The 17,559-nt window shown below is 58.7% G+C and carries 19 protein-coding genes and 2 pseudogenes; 6 read left to right on the top strand and 15 right to left on the bottom strand.

All coding sequences use genetic code 11. From position 1 onward, the window contains the following. Positions 1-810 precede the first annotated feature (810 nt). The 4 genes from CWO89_RS24980 to CWO89_RS24965 are packed head-to-tail and all read left to right on the top strand — an operon-like array spanning position 811 to position 4,083. Positions 811-1,200 (top strand): hypothetical protein, encoded by a 390-nt coding sequence (locus tag CWO89_RS24980; protein ID WP_130581341.1) that lies wholly within the window; start codon positions 811-813, stop codon positions 1,198-1,200. Between the two features lie 19 nt (positions 1,201-1,219). Beyond that, on the top strand, positions 1,220-1,909 hold the full coding sequence (locus CWO89_RS24975; protein WP_028168822.1) for a response regulator transcription factor: 690 nt from the start codon (positions 1,220-1,222) through the stop codon (positions 1,907-1,909). Between the two features lie 28 nt (positions 1,910-1,937). Further along, the gene (locus CWO89_RS24970; RefSeq protein ID WP_394569052.1) at positions 1,938-3,407 is read left to right on the top strand and encodes a type II and III secretion system protein family protein; all 1,470 of its coding nucleotides are present in this window, start codon (positions 1,938-1,940) and stop codon (positions 3,405-3,407) included. Between the two features lie 10 nt (positions 3,408-3,417). Then, entirely contained in the window at positions 3,418-4,083 is a 666-nt protein-coding gene (locus CWO89_RS24965) for a CpaD family pilus assembly lipoprotein (protein ID WP_028168820.1), read from the top strand. A gap of 41 nt (positions 4,084-4,124) precedes the next feature. Here CWO89_RS24965 and CWO89_RS24960 read toward each other — a convergent pair whose 3' ends face one another. The 11 genes from CWO89_RS24960 to CWO89_RS46130 form a co-directional block, all read right to left on the bottom strand. Continuing rightward, complete coding sequence (locus CWO89_RS24960; protein WP_130228581.1) at positions 4,125-5,162, bottom strand: EscU/YscU/HrcU family type III secretion system export apparatus switch protein; 1,038 nt, start codon at positions 5,160-5,162, stop codon at positions 4,125-4,127. After that, entirely contained in the window at positions 5,159-5,980 is an 822-nt protein-coding gene (gene sctT / locus CWO89_RS24955) for a type III secretion system export apparatus subunit SctT (protein ID WP_028168818.1), read from the bottom strand. Before sctT ends, CWO89_RS24960 begins: the two co-directional genes overlap by 4 nt. Continuing rightward, complete coding sequence (locus tag CWO89_RS24950) at positions 5,981-6,265, bottom strand: EscS/YscS/HrcS family type III secretion system export apparatus protein (protein WP_028168817.1); 285 nt, start codon at positions 6,263-6,265, stop codon at positions 5,981-5,983. A gap of 2 nt (positions 6,266-6,267) precedes the next feature. After that, positions 6,268-6,933 carry a type III secretion system export apparatus subunit SctR gene (sctR, locus tag CWO89_RS24945; RefSeq protein WP_028168816.1) on the bottom strand — a complete coding sequence of 222 codons (666 nt, stop codon included), beginning with the start codon at positions 6,931-6,933 and terminating at the stop codon, positions 6,268-6,270. Next, complete coding sequence (gene sctQ / locus CWO89_RS24940) at positions 6,926-7,981, bottom strand: type III secretion system cytoplasmic ring protein SctQ (protein WP_130228582.1); 1,056 nt, start codon at positions 7,979-7,981, stop codon at positions 6,926-6,928. Before sctQ ends, sctR begins: the two co-directional genes overlap by 8 nt. Positions 7,982-8,043: 62 nt before the next feature. Further along, positions 8,044-8,574, bottom strand: a complete 531-nt coding sequence (gene sctO / locus CWO89_RS24935) for a type III secretion system stalk subunit SctO (RefSeq protein ID WP_028168814.1) — start codon at positions 8,572-8,574, stop codon at positions 8,044-8,046. Then, positions 8,550-9,899, bottom strand: a complete 1,350-nt coding sequence (gene sctN, locus CWO89_RS24930) for a type III secretion system ATPase SctN (protein ID WP_130228583.1) — start codon at positions 9,897-9,899, stop codon at positions 8,550-8,552. The genes sctO and sctN overlap by 25 nt, the downstream gene beginning before the upstream one ends. Then, positions 9,896-10,519, bottom strand: coding sequence for a type III secretion system stator protein SctL (gene sctL / locus CWO89_RS24925; protein WP_130228584.1), 624 nt, complete (start codon positions 10,517-10,519; stop codon positions 9,896-9,898). The genes sctN and sctL overlap by 4 nt, the downstream gene beginning before the upstream one ends. Then, entirely contained in the window at positions 10,509-11,147 is a 639-nt protein-coding gene (locus CWO89_RS24920; RefSeq protein ID WP_130228585.1) for a nodulation protein NolU, read from the bottom strand. Before CWO89_RS24920 ends, sctL begins: the two co-directional genes overlap by 11 nt. A gap of 10 nt (positions 11,148-11,157) precedes the next feature. Further along, positions 11,158-12,024 carry a type III secretion system inner membrane ring lipoprotein SctJ gene (gene sctJ, locus CWO89_RS24915; protein WP_130228586.1) on the bottom strand — a complete coding sequence of 289 codons (867 nt, stop codon included), beginning with the start codon at positions 12,022-12,024 and terminating at the stop codon, positions 11,158-11,160. Positions 12,025-12,032: 8 nt separating this feature from the next. Next, positions 12,033-12,653 carry a nodulation protein NolB gene (locus CWO89_RS46130; protein ID WP_245476524.1) on the bottom strand — a complete coding sequence of 207 codons (621 nt, stop codon included), beginning with the start codon at positions 12,651-12,653 and terminating at the stop codon, positions 12,033-12,035. Between the two features lie 324 nt (positions 12,654-12,977). Here CWO89_RS46130 and CWO89_RS24905 point away from each other — a divergent pair, with 324 nt between their 5' ends. Together CWO89_RS24905 and CWO89_RS46125 are read left to right on the top strand one after the other, a co-directional pair. Next, positions 12,978-13,673, top strand: coding sequence for a secretin N-terminal domain-containing protein (locus CWO89_RS24905; protein ID WP_028169429.1), 696 nt, complete (start codon positions 12,978-12,980; stop codon positions 13,671-13,673). Positions 13,674-14,149: 476 nt separating this feature from the next. After that, on the top strand, positions 14,150-14,842 hold the full coding sequence (locus CWO89_RS46125) for a hypothetical protein (RefSeq protein ID WP_155255696.1): 693 nt from the start codon (positions 14,150-14,152) through the stop codon (positions 14,840-14,842). Between the two features lie 1,413 nt (positions 14,843-16,255). Here the strand turns inward: CWO89_RS46125 and CWO89_RS48905 are convergent. From CWO89_RS48905 to CWO89_RS48895, 4 genes and pseudogenes are all read right to left on the bottom strand, one after another. Beyond that, positions 16,256-16,519, bottom strand: coding sequence for a type II toxin-antitoxin system YhaV family toxin (locus tag CWO89_RS48905; RefSeq protein WP_245287709.1), 264 nt, complete (start codon positions 16,517-16,519; stop codon positions 16,256-16,258). Next, complete coding sequence (locus CWO89_RS24885) at positions 16,497-16,829, bottom strand: type II toxin-antitoxin system YhaV family toxin (RefSeq protein ID WP_245474936.1); 333 nt, start codon at positions 16,827-16,829, stop codon at positions 16,497-16,499. Before CWO89_RS24885 ends, CWO89_RS48905 begins: the two co-directional genes overlap by 23 nt. Beyond that, a pseudogene (locus tag CWO89_RS48900) lies at positions 16,826-16,960 on the bottom strand (AbrB/MazE/SpoVT family DNA-binding domain-containing protein); the annotation flags it as partial. The gene CWO89_RS24885 and the pseudogene CWO89_RS48900, both read right to left, overlap by 4 nt. Before the next feature lie 79 nt (positions 16,961-17,039). Then, positions 17,040-17,105 (bottom strand): annotated as a pseudogene (locus CWO89_RS48895) (type II toxin-antitoxin system PrlF family antitoxin); the annotation flags it as partial. Positions 17,106-17,559: the final 454 nt, after the last annotated feature.

The raw sequence follows: 17,559 nt of genomic DNA, 5'->3' as shown, positions 1-17,559 counted from the left end.
GCTCCCCGAAAATGCCTTGCTGTTCTGAGGCATCGCGTTGCTTTTCTCCAAGTTCCTGTGCTGGCCGCCTCAGCCGGCCTGCGAGCTTTAAAGATATTCATCAACGAACTCGATAAGGGACTTGAATCGCACGTAGCGTCAGATTGTAAGGTTTCCGACACGAGTCGCGACAATGCGTCGCGACAACACTTTATGACAGGTAGCAAGAATTGCGAATGTCTCCAAACCCTAGGTTCACGCCGCTCGACTCCCTCACGCTCCTCGATCAGTCCACCCGCACCCGTGTTGGCAACGTAGCCTATGCGCCTGACACGCGACCAGCGCCGGCTCAGTTGAGGCTACAACAGCAGGAGCTAGAGAGCAGGACCCGCTGTCTTCGCGTCCCTGTTGCCGGGCGGGCAACGAAGCTCTGTACAACCTCGACATCCGCCGGCATTCATCGCCAGAGGTGGAATGCAGGCGGCGGAACCACCCAGACCACATGTCTGACAACGCCTCTACGGGAACGGACTCGCCACTATTTGGTGTGCCCGATCGGCTGCCGCCTGGGCGCCGCGTCGGATCTGGCTGAAGGTCGAGAATTCTGGCCCTCCCCAAATACGCCACCGCCCCGACCGAGGCGTGTTTTCCTAGCTCGGGGGCGCATTGGTTAGTTCGTCCCGCGTTAGTGGCTTCTGAAAGAGCGGCCGACTGCGGGACGCGAGGCGCCTGCACGCGTTCGAAGTTCCATTTTGTCATGACTAAGCGACCTCGAAGGGTCGACGGCATAGCAAGCCTCACCGCAGGCTCTGGCCAACACGGGAGCTCAAAATGTTGATGTCTCGTATCAGTTCGGATGCAAATCCAGCCATTCGCTCTGGTGCTTTGCGTTCAGCTGCGCCTGCTGGCGAGGCCATCGCCCGACCAATGACCGGAAGCATTGCCGCGATTGGCGCGCAGTTGCGGCAGGGTGCTGCCACAGCCCTCGATGCTTTGACTCATTCCAGCCAACCTCCCGGCATCCACACCACGCTAAGAGTTGCCAAGCGCGCATGCGATCCACAGCAGACGGCCGAAATTTCTAATCCGCAGATGAGGCCGGCCGTTGGCAACATTGCTCTTCTTCATCGATCCCGTCTCCGGACGTTTACGTTGACTCGGGACAACTCAGTCTCGCTCGGCTTCATCATCGACGGTGATCTGCTCGATATTTTGGCATGACTTGAGAAGGGGCAATGAAATGCGAACGCTAGTGGTTGATCATGATGAGGACCTAGCGCGCGCTGTCCAAAGCGCGCTCTCGGATTGCGGTTTCGCCGTTGATCTGGCACCCACTCTGGATGATGCGGCGACCGCTCTGGGCTACGCCAACTACGACATTCTCCTGCTCGAGTTGGCTCTACCAGATGGAAACGGCTTGGACTGGCTGAAGCGGTTGAGACGCGACGGACATTTGATGCCTGCAATAGTGATGAGCAGCCTCAATGACCTCGGTCGACGGATCGCCATTTTCAATGGTGGTGCAGACGATTTCCTACCCAAGCCTGTATCTACTGATGAACTCATCGCCCGGATGCGAGCCATTCTGAGGCGGTCAACGCAAATGACAGCCCCCGTGGTCACATTTGGCAATCTGAAGTTCGATCCGATCGCCCGGCAAGCTTCAGTTGGTGGTCGGCCGCTCAGGATTGCGCGCCGCGAATTGTGCATTCTTGAGCATCTCCTCAGCCGCGCTGGCCGTACCGTGCCGCGGCTGTCGCTAGAGGATAGCCTCTATGCGTTTGACAACGAGGTCTCGACCAATGCGCTTGAAGTCGCGATCTATCGCTTACGCCGTCATTTGAGTCAGTCGGGTGCGACCCTACGGATCACGACCGCACGCGGCATCGGTTATATCCTTGAATTGAATAGCGTGGCATCGGCCGCCTAGTCGATCGAAGTTGAAAGCAAAGACTCCCTTGAAGATCGCTCTTAATAATGAGGGTGGCAGCGATCGACGCTCGATCGTCGCCAGTGCCCTGTGGTCTGTCGTTTATCCTTCTCTTTCCCACCTCCTGTGCGCGGTCGCTTTCCTATCACCACTAACTGCCGCAGCTCAGACGACGCGGGATGCTAGAGAGGGGCCGCCGCATGCGGCTCCTAGCAGCATTAATGGAACGCTGGACCTTTCCTCCTCGCTCGGCAAGACAATTCATCTGCCTGGGCCGGCCGCGAGCATCTTTGTTGCCGACCCGACGATCGCGGATTATCAGGCGCCGTCGAACACGACCATCTTCGTCTTTGGCAAGAAGTCCGGACGGACCAGCCTGTTCGCTTTGAACGACAACGGGGAGGCTCTCGCCGAGTTTCGTGTCGTCGTAACACAGCCGATCGAGGATCTGCGTGCCATGCTCAAGGCCCAGGTCGGTGACTATCCGATCCAAGTCAGCTATACCCCGCGTGGCGCGATCCTTAGCGGTATGGCTCCCAATGCCGATGTCGTCGCCACTGCCGTGAGGGTTACGGAGCAGTTTCTCGGTGCGGGTGCGCTGGTCGTCAATAAGATTCAGGTCGCCGGGTCGTTACAGGTCAATCTGAGCGTGCGCGTGGCGGAAGTCTCGCGCAGCGCTATGAAGGAGCTCGGCATCAACCTCTCCGCTTTGGGCCAGAATGGCACTTTCGTTTTCGGCTTTAGCAGCGGCAAAGGTGCTGCTTCCGGCACGGCGAGCGGCGGCGGCGGCAAGGTAGGGATCGGCCTCAGCGCTGGTAATATCAACGTCGGCGCTGTTCTCGACGCGCTAGCCAGCGAGCACCTCGCTTCCGTACTCGCTGAACCGAATCTCACCGCAATGTCCGGTGAGTCCGCGAGCTTCCTGGCCGGCGGCGAATTCCCAATTCCGGTCATGCAGGACAACCGACAGGTTTCGATCCAATTTCGTCATTTTGGAGTGAGCCTCGAGTTCGTCCCGACCGTTCTTAACAACAATCAAATCAATGTCCGCGTGAAGCCTGAGGTCAGCGAGATTTCGAAGGAAGGTGAGGTCAAATTGAACGGTATGGCCGTGCCGGCCCTCTCTACAAGACGGGCGGAGACCGTTATCGAGCTTGGGAGCGGACAAAGCTTTGCAATAGGCGGGCTAATCAGGCGTAACTTCAGCACGGATATCAGTACTTTTCCCTGGTTGGGCGACGTGCCCATTCTCGGTGCGCTGTTTCGCTCTTCGTCCTTTCAAAAGCAGGAGACGGAGCTCGTTATTATTGTCACGCCTTACATCGTGCGGCCCGCATCCAACGCGAACCGGATGAGCGCTCCGACCGATCGCATCGGACCACCCTCAGATATGGGGCGCATCTTAACGAACACGTTGGCAAGGCCGCCGCGGGGCCGCGACGCTCCGCGCACCAGTGTACCAGGCGCGACAGGCGGCGCCGGTTTTATTATCGAATGAGGATCGTCGAATGACTGTACGAGCCCTGCCGCATCTGTTCGTTCTGATGACGAGCCTAGGCGGCTGCACAAGCACTGCTACGATCAACACCTTTCCGTCTGAACAAGGAACCATGGTGCAGCAGCAGAACAGCGTCTTGGTGCTGCAGAGCCTCCGTGGGCTCGAGCGGTATCGACTGAGAGAGTTCATTGCCAACAACAGTCGCGGTCGGTTTGATGCGATCCATCTCGATATCATCGGCTCGCCCCGGCTCGCCGCGCAGGTAGCCAGCGAGGCCCGCGCAATGGGCCTTGCCCCTTACAACATCCGCCTGTTCGGCCCTCGCCTCGACCGGCCTCTTGGCTTCGCGGTGCGAATCCAGGCTACTGTCTATGAAGCACGTCCTCCCGTCTGTCCGTCGCTTGCCATCATTGCTCCTTCAGTCAACGACAATTCGTTCGACCAAACCCTTGGCTGCTCAATCCGCAACAATCTGGGAGTCATGGTCAACGATCCGGGCGACCTGCTGGACAATAGAGCTGTCATGGCAACAACAGGCGATCGTGCCGCCGTTCCTGTTGCCACATATGGGTCCATGGGACAGCGCAACAAGAGCGACATGGAAGCTGGAATTGGCAACAGGGCGTCGCCAGAAGCCGCGTCACCGGCGACGAGGGATGTACAGTCGCCTCGATAGTGCACGTCGGATGGCGCAATGATTTCTGCCATACGCGATATCTAGACAAGCCCGGCGGAATAGAGTGCTTTCGCAACCCCTTCGAAGCACTTCGAAGGAACAGCGTTGCCCAGCTTCGCACTCCGGATGAGCTGACGCGCCAGGGCCGGGTCCTGGACAATGCTGAGGTGCAGCGACTGCGCCTCGGCAAGCAATCGTGAGGCAAGTTCGCCCTCACCACGGCAAACCACGATCGGCACGCCGGTCTCGCTACGAACGTAGCGGAGGCCAATCAAGATCGCCTGCCCTGTCAGTATCAATGTGGCACGATGGACGCCAAGTGGAGGCTCGTTCGCTGTCTCCTGACGAAGGCGACGGTGTTCGCGTTTGACCTGCGGATTGCCCTGCTGTTCCTTCGATTCGCGCTTGGCCTCGGTCTCCGTCATGCGCATGTCCTGCAAGAACAACCAGCGCTGGATAAGGAGATCTGCCAATCCGCCGATCAGAAAAGCACCAGCAGCAATTTCCGTCAGCAATTTGATCTCAGTGAACACGAAACTGAGACACCCCATACCGCAGACCGGCAAGTACACCAGCGCCTTCCAACTAGCGACAACCGTGAGCAGAAAGCTGGCGCCAAGAATGCCCACCTTAAGAAGCGACTTCGAGAGTTCAATGAGCGACCGCTTAGACGCAATCCGCTTGAGCCCCTTGATGGGATCCAATTTCTCGAATTTCGGCTTTAAGGACTCGAAAGAGACGTTTAATCCACCATTGGCCAAGACTCCCGCTAGAATACCAGCGGCAACACCGGCCCCGAGGAATGGAGCAACGGCCGAAAAAAATAGGTCGATCAAGCCGCCCAGCGCCTGCTGGACCGCGCTAGTGAACGGCTGAGCCTGCAGTTTGTCGATGAGCCGCATCGTTTCATGCCACTTGATCTCGATGGGGGCCGCTCTTAACCAGAGGCAGCCGAAACCGGCGCAAACGCTGACTGCGCTGACCAAATCGGCGCTGCGCGGGCTCTGCCCTTTCTTGCGCGCATCTTTTAGCTTCTTGGGAGTGGGAGGGAGCTTCTTCTCTTCGCTCGAGCCACTCATTTCAGGAGCTTCTCGAACAACTTGAGCACGGTGTTGGACTGACTGATCTCCGATCCCATATATTCGACGAGGAAGGTGGCGTAACTTACCATGATGATCCCATAGGCCAGGTTCTTCATGGTGGGAGAGACATCGTTCAGTTTGATTTGCGGTGCAAACCGCCCAAGTATCATCACCGATACATCAAGCAGCAGCAGGAATGCCAACACCGGGCCAGAGACCAGTAGCGTCGTATGCATGATGTGATCGAGAAGCCGCAGACATTCCATCGCGCCTTGCGCGGTCAGACTAGGCATCAGCCGATATACGGGCCAGATCAGATAACTGCCATAAAGGCCCGTAATCACGTTCTCCAATCCCCCGGCTAGAACGAAAATCGCAATCGCGGTGGTACCGAGTAACACCGCTGTCGCCGAAGCTTGGCCGCGCGTCGCGGGATCATCAGAAGCAACAGGGTTCGTAATTCCCCGTTGGGTGTCGATGAGCTCACCCACTGCTTGGATGCTCCATAGCGGAATACTGAGCAAAAGGCCGATGAGCAGGCCGACGAACACCTCTTTCAAACCGAGGAGCGTGACACTGATCAGCCGGGAGCCCTGATCCAGCGACTGCAAGCCGTGCCTGATCTGCAACAGGCATGGCAGTCCCATCGCAAAGGTCACGCAGCCACGGACCAGCCCGCTAATGCGCGGCCGCGTAAATACAGGAAGGACCAGCATAATGCCAAGGGCCCGGGCTGCTGCGAGGCCACCTGCAAGGACGAGCTCGATCGCCTCCTGGATCAGAGCTTGCGTCTCGGCGGGTGAAGGGAGGTTCATCTACCGTCGGCTAATGCTTGCCGTGAGTGCGGGAAAGTCGGTAAATGCCTGCTCTGCTTCCTTGATCAACGCGGCGCTGAGCACCGGAGAGAACAACGCGATCACCGCGACAACGACAAGAAGCTTCACAGTCAGTGGCAAGGTTTGATCCTGAAGCTGCGTTGCCGCTTGGATGATGCCGACAACCAGGCCGACAACGACCGCAGCGATGAGCGGTGGTAGAACCCAGATCATGAAGAGCACAAGTGAACGGCTCATATGAGTGAGAATGCTCGCCTCATCCATGTTCAGCCTCCCGGTGTTGTGTAACTGAGCACCAGCCCGTGCATGAGCCGTGACCAGCCGTCGATTGAGACGAATAGAAACAGCTTGAAAGGCACGGATATCACCGTCGGCGAAACCATCGACATACCCATGGCCATCAAGATGGTCGTCACGATCAGATCTATGGTGATAAAGGGCAGATAGAGAAGAAAACCAATTTCGAAGCCACGCTTGAGTTCTGAAATTAGAAAAGATGGCACCAGAATGACCAAATCATCGGCGCTCACGTTGCCGCGCATGTCCTCGGGCCAGACCTGTTCGGTTGAAGCCAGGAAGAACCGGCGCTGCTCGTCAGCGGTGAACTTCTTGAGATAATCGCGCAGCGGCTCCTGCCCCTCCTTTGCGGCGCTCACCCAATCATCGACCGTTTGGTAGCGGAGTTGTGGCGCAGAAATGCGATTATAGGTCTGTTCAATCACCGGCGCGCCAATGAAAACCGTCAGGATCAGTGCCGCGCCATATAGAACGAGGTTCGGTGGGATAGATTGAGTCCCGAGCGCGTTGCGAACGAGGAAGAGCACGACGGATACCTTTATAAACGCTGTGCTTGTTACGACAACGAACGCGAGCAGGCCAAGGCCAGCTGTGAGCGCAAGGAGTCCAAGAATTCCCGGTTGAATGTCAGTCATTGACCGCCAACTTGCCGCGCAGCCGGATGCCGAGCTCCTCGCCGATGCGTACGATGTCGCCGCGGCCGATGCGGTGGCCGTTGGCAAGGATATCGACCGGTCCGTCGAACGGCCGGCCAAGTTCGAACACATGTCCTTCGCTGATATTTCTCAAGGCCCCGAGTGCGACAGTCCACCGGCCGCATTCGAAAACCAGCGTGATCTCGATGTTGTCGAGATCGTTTTCAGAGGGTGGGCGGCTCTTTTCGGATTTGGTCATCATATGTGTACACTCAAGGGGATATGGTTGGAGGCGGAATGCCCCTCGCGCGATCAAGCGATCGTCTGCAATATGTGCCGGGGCCCATAAGGTTCCCGCCTTGAGGATGGCTTGGCCACGGGCGAAGGGTAATACGTCCGGCAATAGAGCGTCTCCTGCATTTGCTTTGCCTAGCAGCGCGACCGTAGCACGGAGCGAGCCGATCTCTCCCTTAACGATGACAGGCAATTCTGGAGGAAGCTGGCGTGCCTCTCGCGGCAGCTGACTGAGCAGTCCGCCTAACGCGCGAAACGCGGGTGGAACTGAACCATCGAGAGGTGAGAACAGGAACAGGCGCGCTTTGCCTTTGAATGGGCCGTAGGTGATTTCGAGCTCCAGATAAGGACCCTGAGCCGTTGCTTCGCTCACGCAGATCAGCCGCAAGCTTTGTTGTGTCAGACTCTCTAGCTGATCGAGCAACGGATCGAGTGCAAGTTCGACGAGGAGCGAACGAGTTGGCTCCGAAGGTAGGCCAAGCTCGCTCTGCACTGTCGCGATCAGCCCCTCTATGAGCGGACGGGGCAACGATAAGATGATCGTTTCATGTCCGAGAACCCAAGAGCAGTTGAGCATCGATACGGCACACGGCTCGGCGTCCCAGACAAGCCGTGCCATCTGCACCGATAGCGACTTATCGCCGAGACGGGTTTGCAGAGGCTTGCGGGAAGCGGCGATCTCGTTGAGCCAGGAGACGACGGCATGCGACAGGGTTAGCCCCGGTTCAAACTCCGATTCGTCGCCCGGAGCCATGCTCGCAGGCCCGTCTACAAGACGAGGCGCTTTCGCTAGCATAAGAGAAGAAGCCATCAGATTCAGTCGCTAGCCGTGTGGGTACGCGTACTACTGCGATACCGAAGCAAGACCTCGTCGTCGGCCTCTATCTCGGCTTCCGCTTCCGAATGGGAATCACTCGCGCGCTGAACGTCGCCCTCAATTTGCTGCCATTTGTAACTCGCCGCCGAGCACTTGGTCAAAATGGTCCGTGCGTCGAGGACCGACGTCTTGGCCTGCTCTTGAGCGTCGCGCACTTCCTCAAGCCTTCCGCGTGCTCGTGCGACCTCAGCTTTGAGCCGTTCAGTGACGATGTGACAGCGACGATCGAGCTCCTCGACAGACAGCGAATCAAACGATGCCAGCTCTCGGTAAAGCTCTCCTTCGAGCGCCGCTCGGTTTTTCTCGGCCGTCGCCAGATCCTGGACAGCTTGTTCCACCGCTTGGAGGGCGGTGCGAAGCTTGGCTTCCATGTTGGACACCTCACGAAGGGCGCTCCGCTGTCTCATATCCTTCACGAGCCGCAATTTCGAGGCATAGACACGATTCACGCGGTCAGACGTGACATCCATGTGAACGTCTCCTCAAAGCTTGATGCCTCGTCTCCGCTCTGACGCAGAAATTTCCGCAACTCCTCGATCGAATTAATTGCCCGATCTGTCAGAGGATCACTGCCTTGCTTATATTCGCCAACCTTCACCAAGAACTCGGCCTCGGCGTAGCGCGAGAGCAGATCACGGAAGAAGGAAGCTGCCTTGCGATGCGACACAGAGACGACTGCATTCATCACGCGGCTGCGGCTCGACAACACGTCAATGGCGGGAAAATGCTCGCGCGCTGCCAAAACGCGTGAGAGAACAACGTGGCCATCAAGAATGCCTCGCGACTCTTCGGCGATTGGATCACCCGAGCCGTCGCCTTCGACAAGCACGGTATAGAAGGCCGTGATTGAGCCGCGCTCGCCCATGCCGGCACGCTCTAAGAGGCCAGGAAGCATCGCAAAAACCGACGGCGGAAAGCCGCGCCGCGTCGGCGGCTCTCCTGCCGCAAGGCCGATTTCGCGCATGGCGCGGCTAAAGCGCGTCAATGAATCCATCATCAGGACGACGCGAAGTCCTTCATCACGAAAATATTCGGCGAGTGCTGTCGCCATGTGAGCGCATTGCGCTCGTTCCATTGCCGAGCGGTCGGAGGTCTCAACCACAACGACGGTGCGGCGAAGCGCCGCCTCACCGAGGTGCTGCTCGATGAATTCGCGCACTTCACGACCGCGCTCGCCGATCAACGCGACTACGGTGGCATCGGCAGCCGCGCCTTTTACAATCTGCGACAGAAGCGTCGACTTACCGCACCCTGGGTCTCCGTAGATGCCGATCCGCTGCCCCTCGCCACATGTCAGAAGCCCATCCAAGACACGGACGCCGAGTGGGAATGGCCGCTCGATAGCGCGCCTTGTCATTGGGTTTGGAGCCTTACCGCGCAGCGGACGAGTTTGAGCGGCCTTGATTGGACCCTTTCCGTCGATCGGACGGCCGAAGCTGTCGATCACCCGGCCAAGCAAGTCGGGGCCGACCGGAACTTCATGCATTCGCCCGGTCGGGACCACTTCTGCTCGGCTGGATAAGCCCGCCATGTCACCGATAGGAGTGAGCAATACCCCATCTTGCAGTAGGCCGATCACCTCGGCCTCGAGCGACCACCCGGTGCGGGAATCCCGCAACAGGCAAAGCTCCCCTATGCGCGCCTCTGGCAAGACGGCATGAAGCAAGGTGCCGACCGCCCGTGTGATCCGCCCTCGTACAGCACGCGTGTCGATCTGCTTTGCTGTAGATTTCAAAGACGATAGCGCGGCGTGCAGATTCCTCTCTGCGACCGCATCGGTCGCCGATGTTGTCATGGCTCGTCTTCCTTTGAAGGCAAACCCAAACCAAGGCGCAGAGCCCGGAGCTGCGCAGCAAGTCCAAGATCGACATTGCCAAATTCGCTCCACAACACGCACTGGTCCGTCGTTAGAGCCGGATCCGGGTCAATCCGCACTTTCGGCCGGCCCTCCTGTCCATCCCAGGCAGCGAACTCGCGCGCCAGCGCATCAGCTTTCAAAGGAGAGACATGAAGGCACACTTCCGCGCTACCATATTTTTGCTCGATCGCATGACGAACGGTCCTCACCAACATCTCGCCTGGATCAAACGCGCCCAGCAGATCGCTTACGATCTCCATGACAAGCTGGGGCAATTCCTGCTCCAGAATAGCTTTTCGCTGCGCAAGCGTGGAAGCAGCCTGCGCGATCAGCCGAGACATTTCTTCGGCGCCGCTCTTGAAGCCATCCGCTCGGCCGCGCGCCCGTTCCCGCTGATAAGCTGTCCGTCCCCAGCCGCGAACGCGTTGAAGATGCCGCTCGGCGGCCGCGCGCGCTTCGACGGCATCGCACCAGATCCCGAGCTCGGCAGCCCGTATAAATGGCCCGAGCGGACGTATCTGGGGGGCCACCGGCAGCGCTGGGTCATCAGCCGTCATGCCGTGGCGTCTCCCTCGACAAATGGGTTATCACCAAGGAAAGCAACGGGCCCGCGGCATTGCGGTGTTCGGCCGCTGGATTCTCGACAGCAGTGCCTATGGGCGAGCGTAGCAAAATGCGCGTGCGGTCAAGCGAAGAGGCTTCGTCGAGCCAAGCACCTAGGCAGGCATGGCCATCGTGTTCAATCTGTTGCGAAAGTTGTTCCGGATCAGCAGTAGCGGTGGTTGCGACCGCGCTGGCCAAGTGCCGGATACCGAAAGCGTGCGCTTCTGCCCCGATACGTCCAAGCAGAATTGCGAGATCCTGCTTTGAGACGAGCTTTAGGAGCGAGCGAGCATGCCAGATACTGCCGGCAAGCAAAGCAGCCCTATTCGGATCATGGCCGAGCAGAAGATCTCTTCCCCAGTTGCTGCTGCTCGCGTCCATTCCATTACCAAGCAGCATTTCGGCCAGTCTTACCTGCAGCCTCGCGCTCTTCTGTAGCCGGAGCAAAGTCGAAGCCGACAGCCGCGCGTCAAGACGGGCAGCAAATTGGCTCAGATGGGTCGAGGCAGCGAGCTCGCGCAGTCCTTCACAGGACGATTCGGACCAAGTATGAGATTCGGCGGATCGCAGCGGTATAGGCATTTGCACACCCCTATGCCCTGTCGGAGGCGATCTTTTTACCGGGAGCTTGGATAGCCGGCGTGCTCGAAGGGGTGCCCAGTCTGGCTAGCGCGCGCGCTGGCTGGGCACCCTGACGCATACGAGAACCAAGGAATATGTAGCAGAGAAGGCCGAGCGCAGCGCCGGCCACGCCGACACCGGCCGCAAGTAGCGGGGCTGAAATGGATTTGCTCGACTGAGCGGAAGCAGCTGGCAAGGGCGACGGCCGTTCAAGCGGAGCCCGTTCAACCGGTACAAAGACCACCGCCACCTTGTCATAGGATAGGCCCTCGATACTGTTGGCGACCAGCATCTTGATCTGCGGCAGCAGAGCCGAGAGCTTTGCATTGGAGTTATGTCGAATGAACACCGACGCAGAGGACGGCATCGTGTCCTGGCGCAACAGATCATTTTTCGGCAAAACAACGTGGACACGCGCGGATATGACGCCGTCGATATCGCTGATCGTGCGCGACAATTCTTCGCTCAGGGCGTAAACGAAGCGAGCGCGCTCCTCGGTCGGCGAGGCAACCAGGCCCGATCCTTTGAACACCTCGCCGAGGTTCTTGAAAGGCTGGCGCGGCAGCCCTTCTAAATTTAGCAGCTCGATCGAAAACGCTAGCTGCTTCTCCTCGACCTGGATCGTGCTGGTCCCGTCCTTGGCAGTGACACGGACCGCATCGACTCCCTTACTTAGCAGGAGCGCAAGCATCTCATTGGCCTCACGCTCCTGCACTTTGGTGTAGAGCTCAGCCTTACAGCCGAGCAGAAGGAGCAGGAGCGGCAGCACGGTAAAAGCACGCAACCATTGAGCGAATGGGCGGACATGGCCGCTTTGTCCGCAGATGGAACCAGTCATCAACGAACTCAGCCCGCCGATAGCAATTTGTTCATAGATGAGCTGACGGCACTGGTACTCTTGGAGACGAGCGAAACCTCGACGACACCCTTGTAAACGTCTCGCAGACTCGCAACCATCGCGTCAAAGTCGAGCACCCCTTCCGGTTTGCCCGCAGGGCTCGCCCCCACGGGCTGCGGCGGCGAAAGCGGCTGAGCGGCCGGCCCAGGTTGCACGACCTTCGAAATGGCGGCCACGCCGCCGCTCGCTGCAGAAGGAACGGGACTGCTCCGGTACATCGAAGAGAGCGCCTGGAGCACGCGCTCGCCAGGCGGACTCGCCTGCACTGTTGCACGCTGAACCTCCGACATCGCAGGAACGGACGCTGCCTTATCTGTGACCGAGGAGACAGCGCCTGACGTCGAAGCGACGTGCATTAGAGCCTGCTGAAACTGGCTCTGCGCGCCGATTGCTGCCGGCTGGCAGAGCCCGGAGAGGCCTTCGGCAGGGTTCAGGGAGATCGGCGTAGCGGCTAGCATGATCGAAGGTGTCATTGGTTTGGCGCCGATGAGGCACGCCGTTGTTAAGAATTGATGAGTCAGCACCGTAAAGAGGCGAGCTGACCGCAAGCTGACGAACACGCGAGCCATAAGGCCATTTAAAGATCACGTTCGGCTTCCAGTTTGAGCGAAGTCTTATTGACGCATACGCATTTATGAACGGCTTTGACCGAAGCACTTCCACCCGTCTCGCGCACGCTCCATCGGCTGACATCATCCAGCTGCTGCGCGCACCACCATCACCAAGCGGCGGTGTTGAGACTAGGCGTGTTGCCACCTAACGGGTCAATACCCTAGAAGGGCGAACTGACGACAAGCCGACGAACACGCCAAGGTTTGCGTCATCTAAAGATCACGTTTGTTTCCAAATTGGCCGAATCTCAGCTCTTGTTCTGAGGTCGAAGGAACTAGGGAATGCTTGTGCGAACCACGATGCTGGACATTTTAAAGAGAGCTCTTTGTGTCGGAGCTTTCGTTTCCAGCGGAATACTTCCGGCGTTCGATGCTTCCCTCTCGCTCCCATCGACACCTTATAACTATACGGTTCTGGATCAGGAGCTCTCTGCCGCACTGCAGGAATTCGGTAACAACCTAAATATCAGAGTCAACGTCAGCGCCGAGGTGAAGGGCCGGATCCGCGGGCGAATGCCGGATCTGCCAGCGCGAGAGTTCCTCGATCGTTTGACGAACCTCTACAATCTTCAATGGTACTATGATGGGCTCGTGCTTTACGTATCTGCTGCAAGCGAGGCGCAAAGTCGTCTGCTTGTGTTGAAGCCGATCAGCTTCGACGCATTCAAAGCGGCGCTCGATACACTCAACATCTCCGACGAGCGCTATGCTGTACGAGCGGCACCAGGAAATGGCATCGTCCTGGTTTCTGGTCCACCACGCTTTATTGCGCTCGTGGACCAAACGCTGAGTGGCCTTGTGGCGGAGGCGCAGGCGCGGCCACACGCCGCCGATAAGCAGCCGCGGGAATCGATTCTGAAGTTATTTCGTGGCTCCTCGACCATGGTCATTCGCGATGGACGACCGGAAGCCCCCTATTCTTCCGACGCGCCGCATCAGGACAGCATGGTGCGCGAGCCTGCGCCAGGCCAGAGATGAAATGGAGAATGCGCGGCGGCTTTTGGCGAAAGTCAATGCCCGTCTGCATTGGCTCATTGTGAATCCTTCTGACGCTCGTCAGCTTCTCGAAAGCTCACCCTCCTAGCATGAGAGCGCGGATGTCTGGACGGCGATGCCGTCCATCCACCGTATTGGACATGCACGTCGAGGCACCCGATGCTCGCAATGACCTGAAACCGGGTTGGCGTCATTGTTGCCGGTAGCTCGCAGGCTGCGGCTCAACGCGAGTCTTCTAAACAGTTCTCCGTAGGCCGCGATGCAAGTGGCCTTTGTCGAACAAGGGCTCGGGGCCGCTCTATGTTTCAAAGGAGGAACAGGATGGATTTCAACTCAATCGACCCACTGAACACGGACCCCCGCCTGACTTACCACCCCCGCCCGCCGATCCAACGGGCTTTGAGCACCAGCTGAGCGAATTGCAAGATAGTGCTCCGCCATACGTTACTCGGTCGCCAGTGCCGCAGGGCGAAGCCTATTCGCCATATTTGGAGGCCGGGCATCCCTATTCGTCACATTTGAATTGGCAGGATGATCTGCATACGCCGGCCGCGGTTTCCCCTGAGCCATTACCGGCCACTGGCGAAAGCTTTCAGCAGCCCAGCTCGCAGCAGGCGATTGCTGAACCGCTGGCGAAAGCCGCATATTTCGATCAGGATCTGATTTGGCAGGAGCTCGAATCCGGCCTGCAAGCCGGGCCGTCGCAAGCCGGGCCATCATCCTTCGCCCTGGAAGGCCCTCAGCGACCCATCTCGCAGCAGCCGCTTGCTCAGTCGCTGGCGGAAGCCCCCGATTTCGATAAGGACCCAGTTTGGCAGGAGCTCGATCCCGGGCTGCAGGCCGGGCCATCGCAGGCCGGGCCGTCCTCGTCCGCGGGGGCCGCGCCACGCGAACTCGGAGATTTCGTCATGAACAACGGACGCCGTGCCAGCGAGTACTGGGTCTTCTTTCCCCAAACGGCCTCGAACGCTCAGATGAATATGCTAAGAAGCGTCGGGCTCATGCCGAGCAGAGACTCACCGACAACCTTCTCCATTATAGGTGTCCCCCACACAGCCGAATGGCGAGATGAGGATTTCGTTCGTATCAACCCGTCGCTGGACCCTAGCCTCTGGCCTGGATACTCGGGTGAGGATTCACCCACTGGGTAGACGTTCCACAGCAGCTCGCGGCAGGGCCATGCGCCTCCCCGCGAAAACAGACCTTCGGGATGTCGCCGACGGCAGCAGCGCCTGGCGACGTCCCTCCTGGGCGTCGACGATCTTGGCTATCTTAGCCTCGCGCCAAGATAATTGTACCCGGTCAATTAATTATGCGTCCTTTCAGAGATCTGGTCAGGCAGTCGGCGCGGCCAGGACATTCCAGCTGAGAACGGCCCACATCATCCCCGCAACGTTCCGAGTCTCAAGCGGCAGGGGTTTTGAAGGCACCTCGAGCGGACTTCGCAGCGAGTGAAACGAAGTTGATGCCGGTGATGGCGCCGACGTCCTAGTTCTTCAGCCAGTCGCAGCGCCGGTAGAACTCGATCGGCATGTGTCCTCGCGCCGTCAGCGACTCCTCCAAGCCCCCATTGGTGAGGCGGGCATGCCCGTGCTGCGAGCTGGTTGTGGAGCGCGTACCCGGTGCCCAAACCCGCTGGGCCTTGGGGTTGCAGTCCAATCGAGTTATTCAGCCACGTCCAACAGGATAGAGACGAACGCGCGGTCCTCTGTCCGTTTCTTGCAACTCGGCCCTATAGGGTACACCTTCGATGAGGATATGCGTTGGACGGCCCGCGCTCGGCACGAGACCCTCGTCGTCCAGTGCTTGGACGAGCTCTAGTGGGGCGAAACGTTCGCGGTTGTGATCCCAATGCCCCTCGCGGATCACAGGCGCGAAATCCAGTCGCTGCTGATGGCATGGCCTGGCAGACGACGATGCCCTGGTTTCATCCATCTGCCCAACTTGGGAGTGATGGACGAGAAGAACGTCGCGGGGCCCTTCCGGCCCCAGCTCGGCCGTGTAGGGCTCACGGTTGATGGAAAAACGTGTGATTGGGACGAAGTGGGTCGGCGGGAGCCCGCTGTAATCAAGTATGTCGATCAAGACGTCCGAGGTCCGTCGGGAGCCGTGCTCCCAGTCCGAATCGACGAGAGGCCCGATGTCCCGTACCATTATGATGGTTCGCTGATAATGGGTCGATTGGATCCATACTGCTCTCCTCTTGACGATACAGGGCCTGCGCAAATCTGCGGAGTTACGCGCCGGACCAGTGTACGGGGCGGCAGAGATTTCAGCGCGAGCCAAGACTAATCTTGCAGGGGCTAGCTGTCGAAAACCTGACGAGTGTCACAAGGAGCCAATGGCGACCGTGTTGGTTTCCTCCGGAAGGTGCGGCGTCGGTCGTCTGCTGAAGAAGAGCTGGTGATGGTCGAAGACAAGGAGCCGCGCTGAACCTGGAGGACTGCCTATGAAACTGCACCGCTTCCGTGACACTTGGACGTCGTCTTCGGTGACATCGATGCAAGCTTTCGGACTTTTGCAACCGAAAAGCTTGCAATTTCATTCCCGGCCTTGACCTGGGCCTACCCGACGGGTCCGACCTTTTCGCAATTGATCGTATCGATGTGCGGGTAGTGTGTGTATCGACGCGCGCCGTTTCCATGCTTAGCCCTTGGGCGCGGATCGCGCGAGCCTTCGCTTGGTCGAGGCGTCGGAGCGGCGGCCGGGAGCTCCTTGCAGCTATCAGGCGGGTTTCCGCGTTTCAGCATCTTCCGAAACACGGCATACGCGTCATTTGCGCTCTCATAGGCGGACAGGGTCGAGTCATCGTTTACCCAGGCGAGCACGATAACCTTTGCAGTTTCCCGATTGGTGGTATCGAAAGAAAAGGCGGAACTGCTGCAGGAATTGAGTGCCTGTATTCGTCGCCGAGCGTGGCGCCCTGCCGGTAGACATCACGAGTGGGTCGCTCGGGATATCTTCGAACGCCAGCTTGAGGACGGCGGCGAGAAGCTCCGCCATGCGCTTCTTCTTATATCCCTTAAGATCCTTGTTTTGCGCTTTCTCGACGGCCGCGATCATCGCCTCGAGCTGGTCGAGAAATAGCGGGTGCGCGTAGATCGTCCAACCATTGATCTTGGGGTTATCGTCGCTCACGCCTCGTCATCTCGGAGAGCCGAGTTGAGATCGACCTTGACGCCTTTGACGAGGGCCTTGCCGCGCGCGAGCAGCGACTTCGGTACGGGCCGAATCCGCGCCCGCTGATCGGCCATGGTCTCGTGCAAGCAATTTAAGAAACTTGCCGATCACTGGATCGCCCTCGTCCGCGCGCGCTTGCTTCTTGGCTATCACGACGGTCCCGTCGGAGAGGCCGCGGAACACGACCTGGTCGCGCTTGCCCAACCCCAGGATCTTACGGATGGGTACCGGCACGGTTGTTTGGCCGCGCTCCGTGATTGTCGCGGGATTTCAAGGATTTCGGCCGTCTTGGTCACGGTCCGCTCCCATAATCTGCCCCCGGCAATGCATTTGCATTGTAGGTCAAGAGACGTCAGATTGCGAGGGAATGGGACCGCGAGAAGATCGACAATGAACGCTACACCGTGGCGCGCTGGAGGAGGACTTCGCCCACCACATGCGAATGCCATCCCAACCAAGCGAAGGAGAGGATTCTCTCAACGGCTCAGGTGCAGTCAGTGCAGAGAATCAGACCATAGGGCGCGTAGACTGAGCCTGAGAGAGCAAGGTCGGTCACAGGCCCACCGCTTGTTACCCATGGTCATTCCCTAGTACCCACTTTTCATAGAACGTGAGTCGTGATTCAAGATCGGGATGATTCCCGAAGCAAGAGAAGTCCGCGTTTCGCGGAAGGAGCGTCTGGAGCTAG

Origin of the sequence: Bradyrhizobium sp. Leo170 (genome assembly GCF_004296405.1) — a bacterium.
GTDB lineage: Bacteria > Pseudomonadota > Alphaproteobacteria > Rhizobiales > Xanthobacteraceae > Bradyrhizobium.
This window is presented reverse-complemented; position numbering and strand designations above follow the sequence as displayed.

Bases quoted from the DNA above. Each gene is read 5' to 3' on its own strand.
- sctO (WP_028168814.1), bottom strand. From the start codon at position 8,574: ATGGATGTCACGTCTGACCGCGTGAATCGTGTCTATGCCTCGAAATTG.
- sctT (WP_028168818.1), bottom strand. From the start codon at position 5,980: ATGAACCTCCCTTCACCCGCCGAGACGCAAGCTCTGATCCAGGAGGCG.
- sctQ (WP_130228582.1), bottom strand. From the start codon at position 7,981: ATGGCTCCGGGCGACGAATCGGAGTTTGAACCGGGGCTAACCCTGTCG.
- CWO89_RS24905 (WP_028169429.1), top strand. From the start codon at position 12,978: ATGCTTGTGCGAACCACGATGCTGGACATTTTAAAGAGAGCTCTTTGT.
- sctR (WP_028168816.1), bottom strand. From the start codon at position 6,933: ATGACTGACATTCAACCGGGAATTCTTGGACTCCTTGCGCTCACAGCT.
- CWO89_RS24950 (WP_028168817.1), bottom strand. From the start codon at position 6,265: ATGGATGAGGCGAGCATTCTCACTCATATGAGCCGTTCACTTGTGCTC.
- sctN (WP_130228583.1), bottom strand. From the start codon at position 9,899: ATGACAACATCGGCGACCGATGCGGTCGCAGAGAGGAATCTGCACGCC.
- CWO89_RS24965 (WP_028168820.1), top strand. From the start codon at position 3,418: ATGACTGTACGAGCCCTGCCGCATCTGTTCGTTCTGATGACGAGCCTA.
- sctL (WP_130228584.1), bottom strand. From the start codon at position 10,519: ATGACGGCTGATGACCCAGCGCTGCCGGTGGCCCCCCAGATACGTCCG.
- CWO89_RS46130 (WP_245476524.1), bottom strand. From the start codon at position 12,653: ATGGCTCGCGTGTTCGTCAGCTTGCGGTCAGCTCGCCTCTTTACGGTG.
- CWO89_RS24960 (WP_130228581.1), bottom strand. From the start codon at position 5,162: ATGAGTGGCTCGAGCGAAGAGAAGAAGCTCCCTCCCACTCCCAAGAAG.
- CWO89_RS24975 (WP_028168822.1), top strand. From the start codon at position 1,220: ATGCGAACGCTAGTGGTTGATCATGATGAGGACCTAGCGCGCGCTGTC.
- sctJ (WP_130228586.1), bottom strand. From the start codon at position 12,024: ATGACTGGTTCCATCTGCGGACAAAGCGGCCATGTCCGCCCATTCGCT.
- CWO89_RS24980 (WP_130581341.1), top strand. From the start codon at position 811: ATGTTGATGTCTCGTATCAGTTCGGATGCAAATCCAGCCATTCGCTCT.
- CWO89_RS24920 (WP_130228585.1), bottom strand. From the start codon at position 11,147: ATGCCTATACCGCTGCGATCCGCCGAATCTCATACTTGGTCCGAATCG.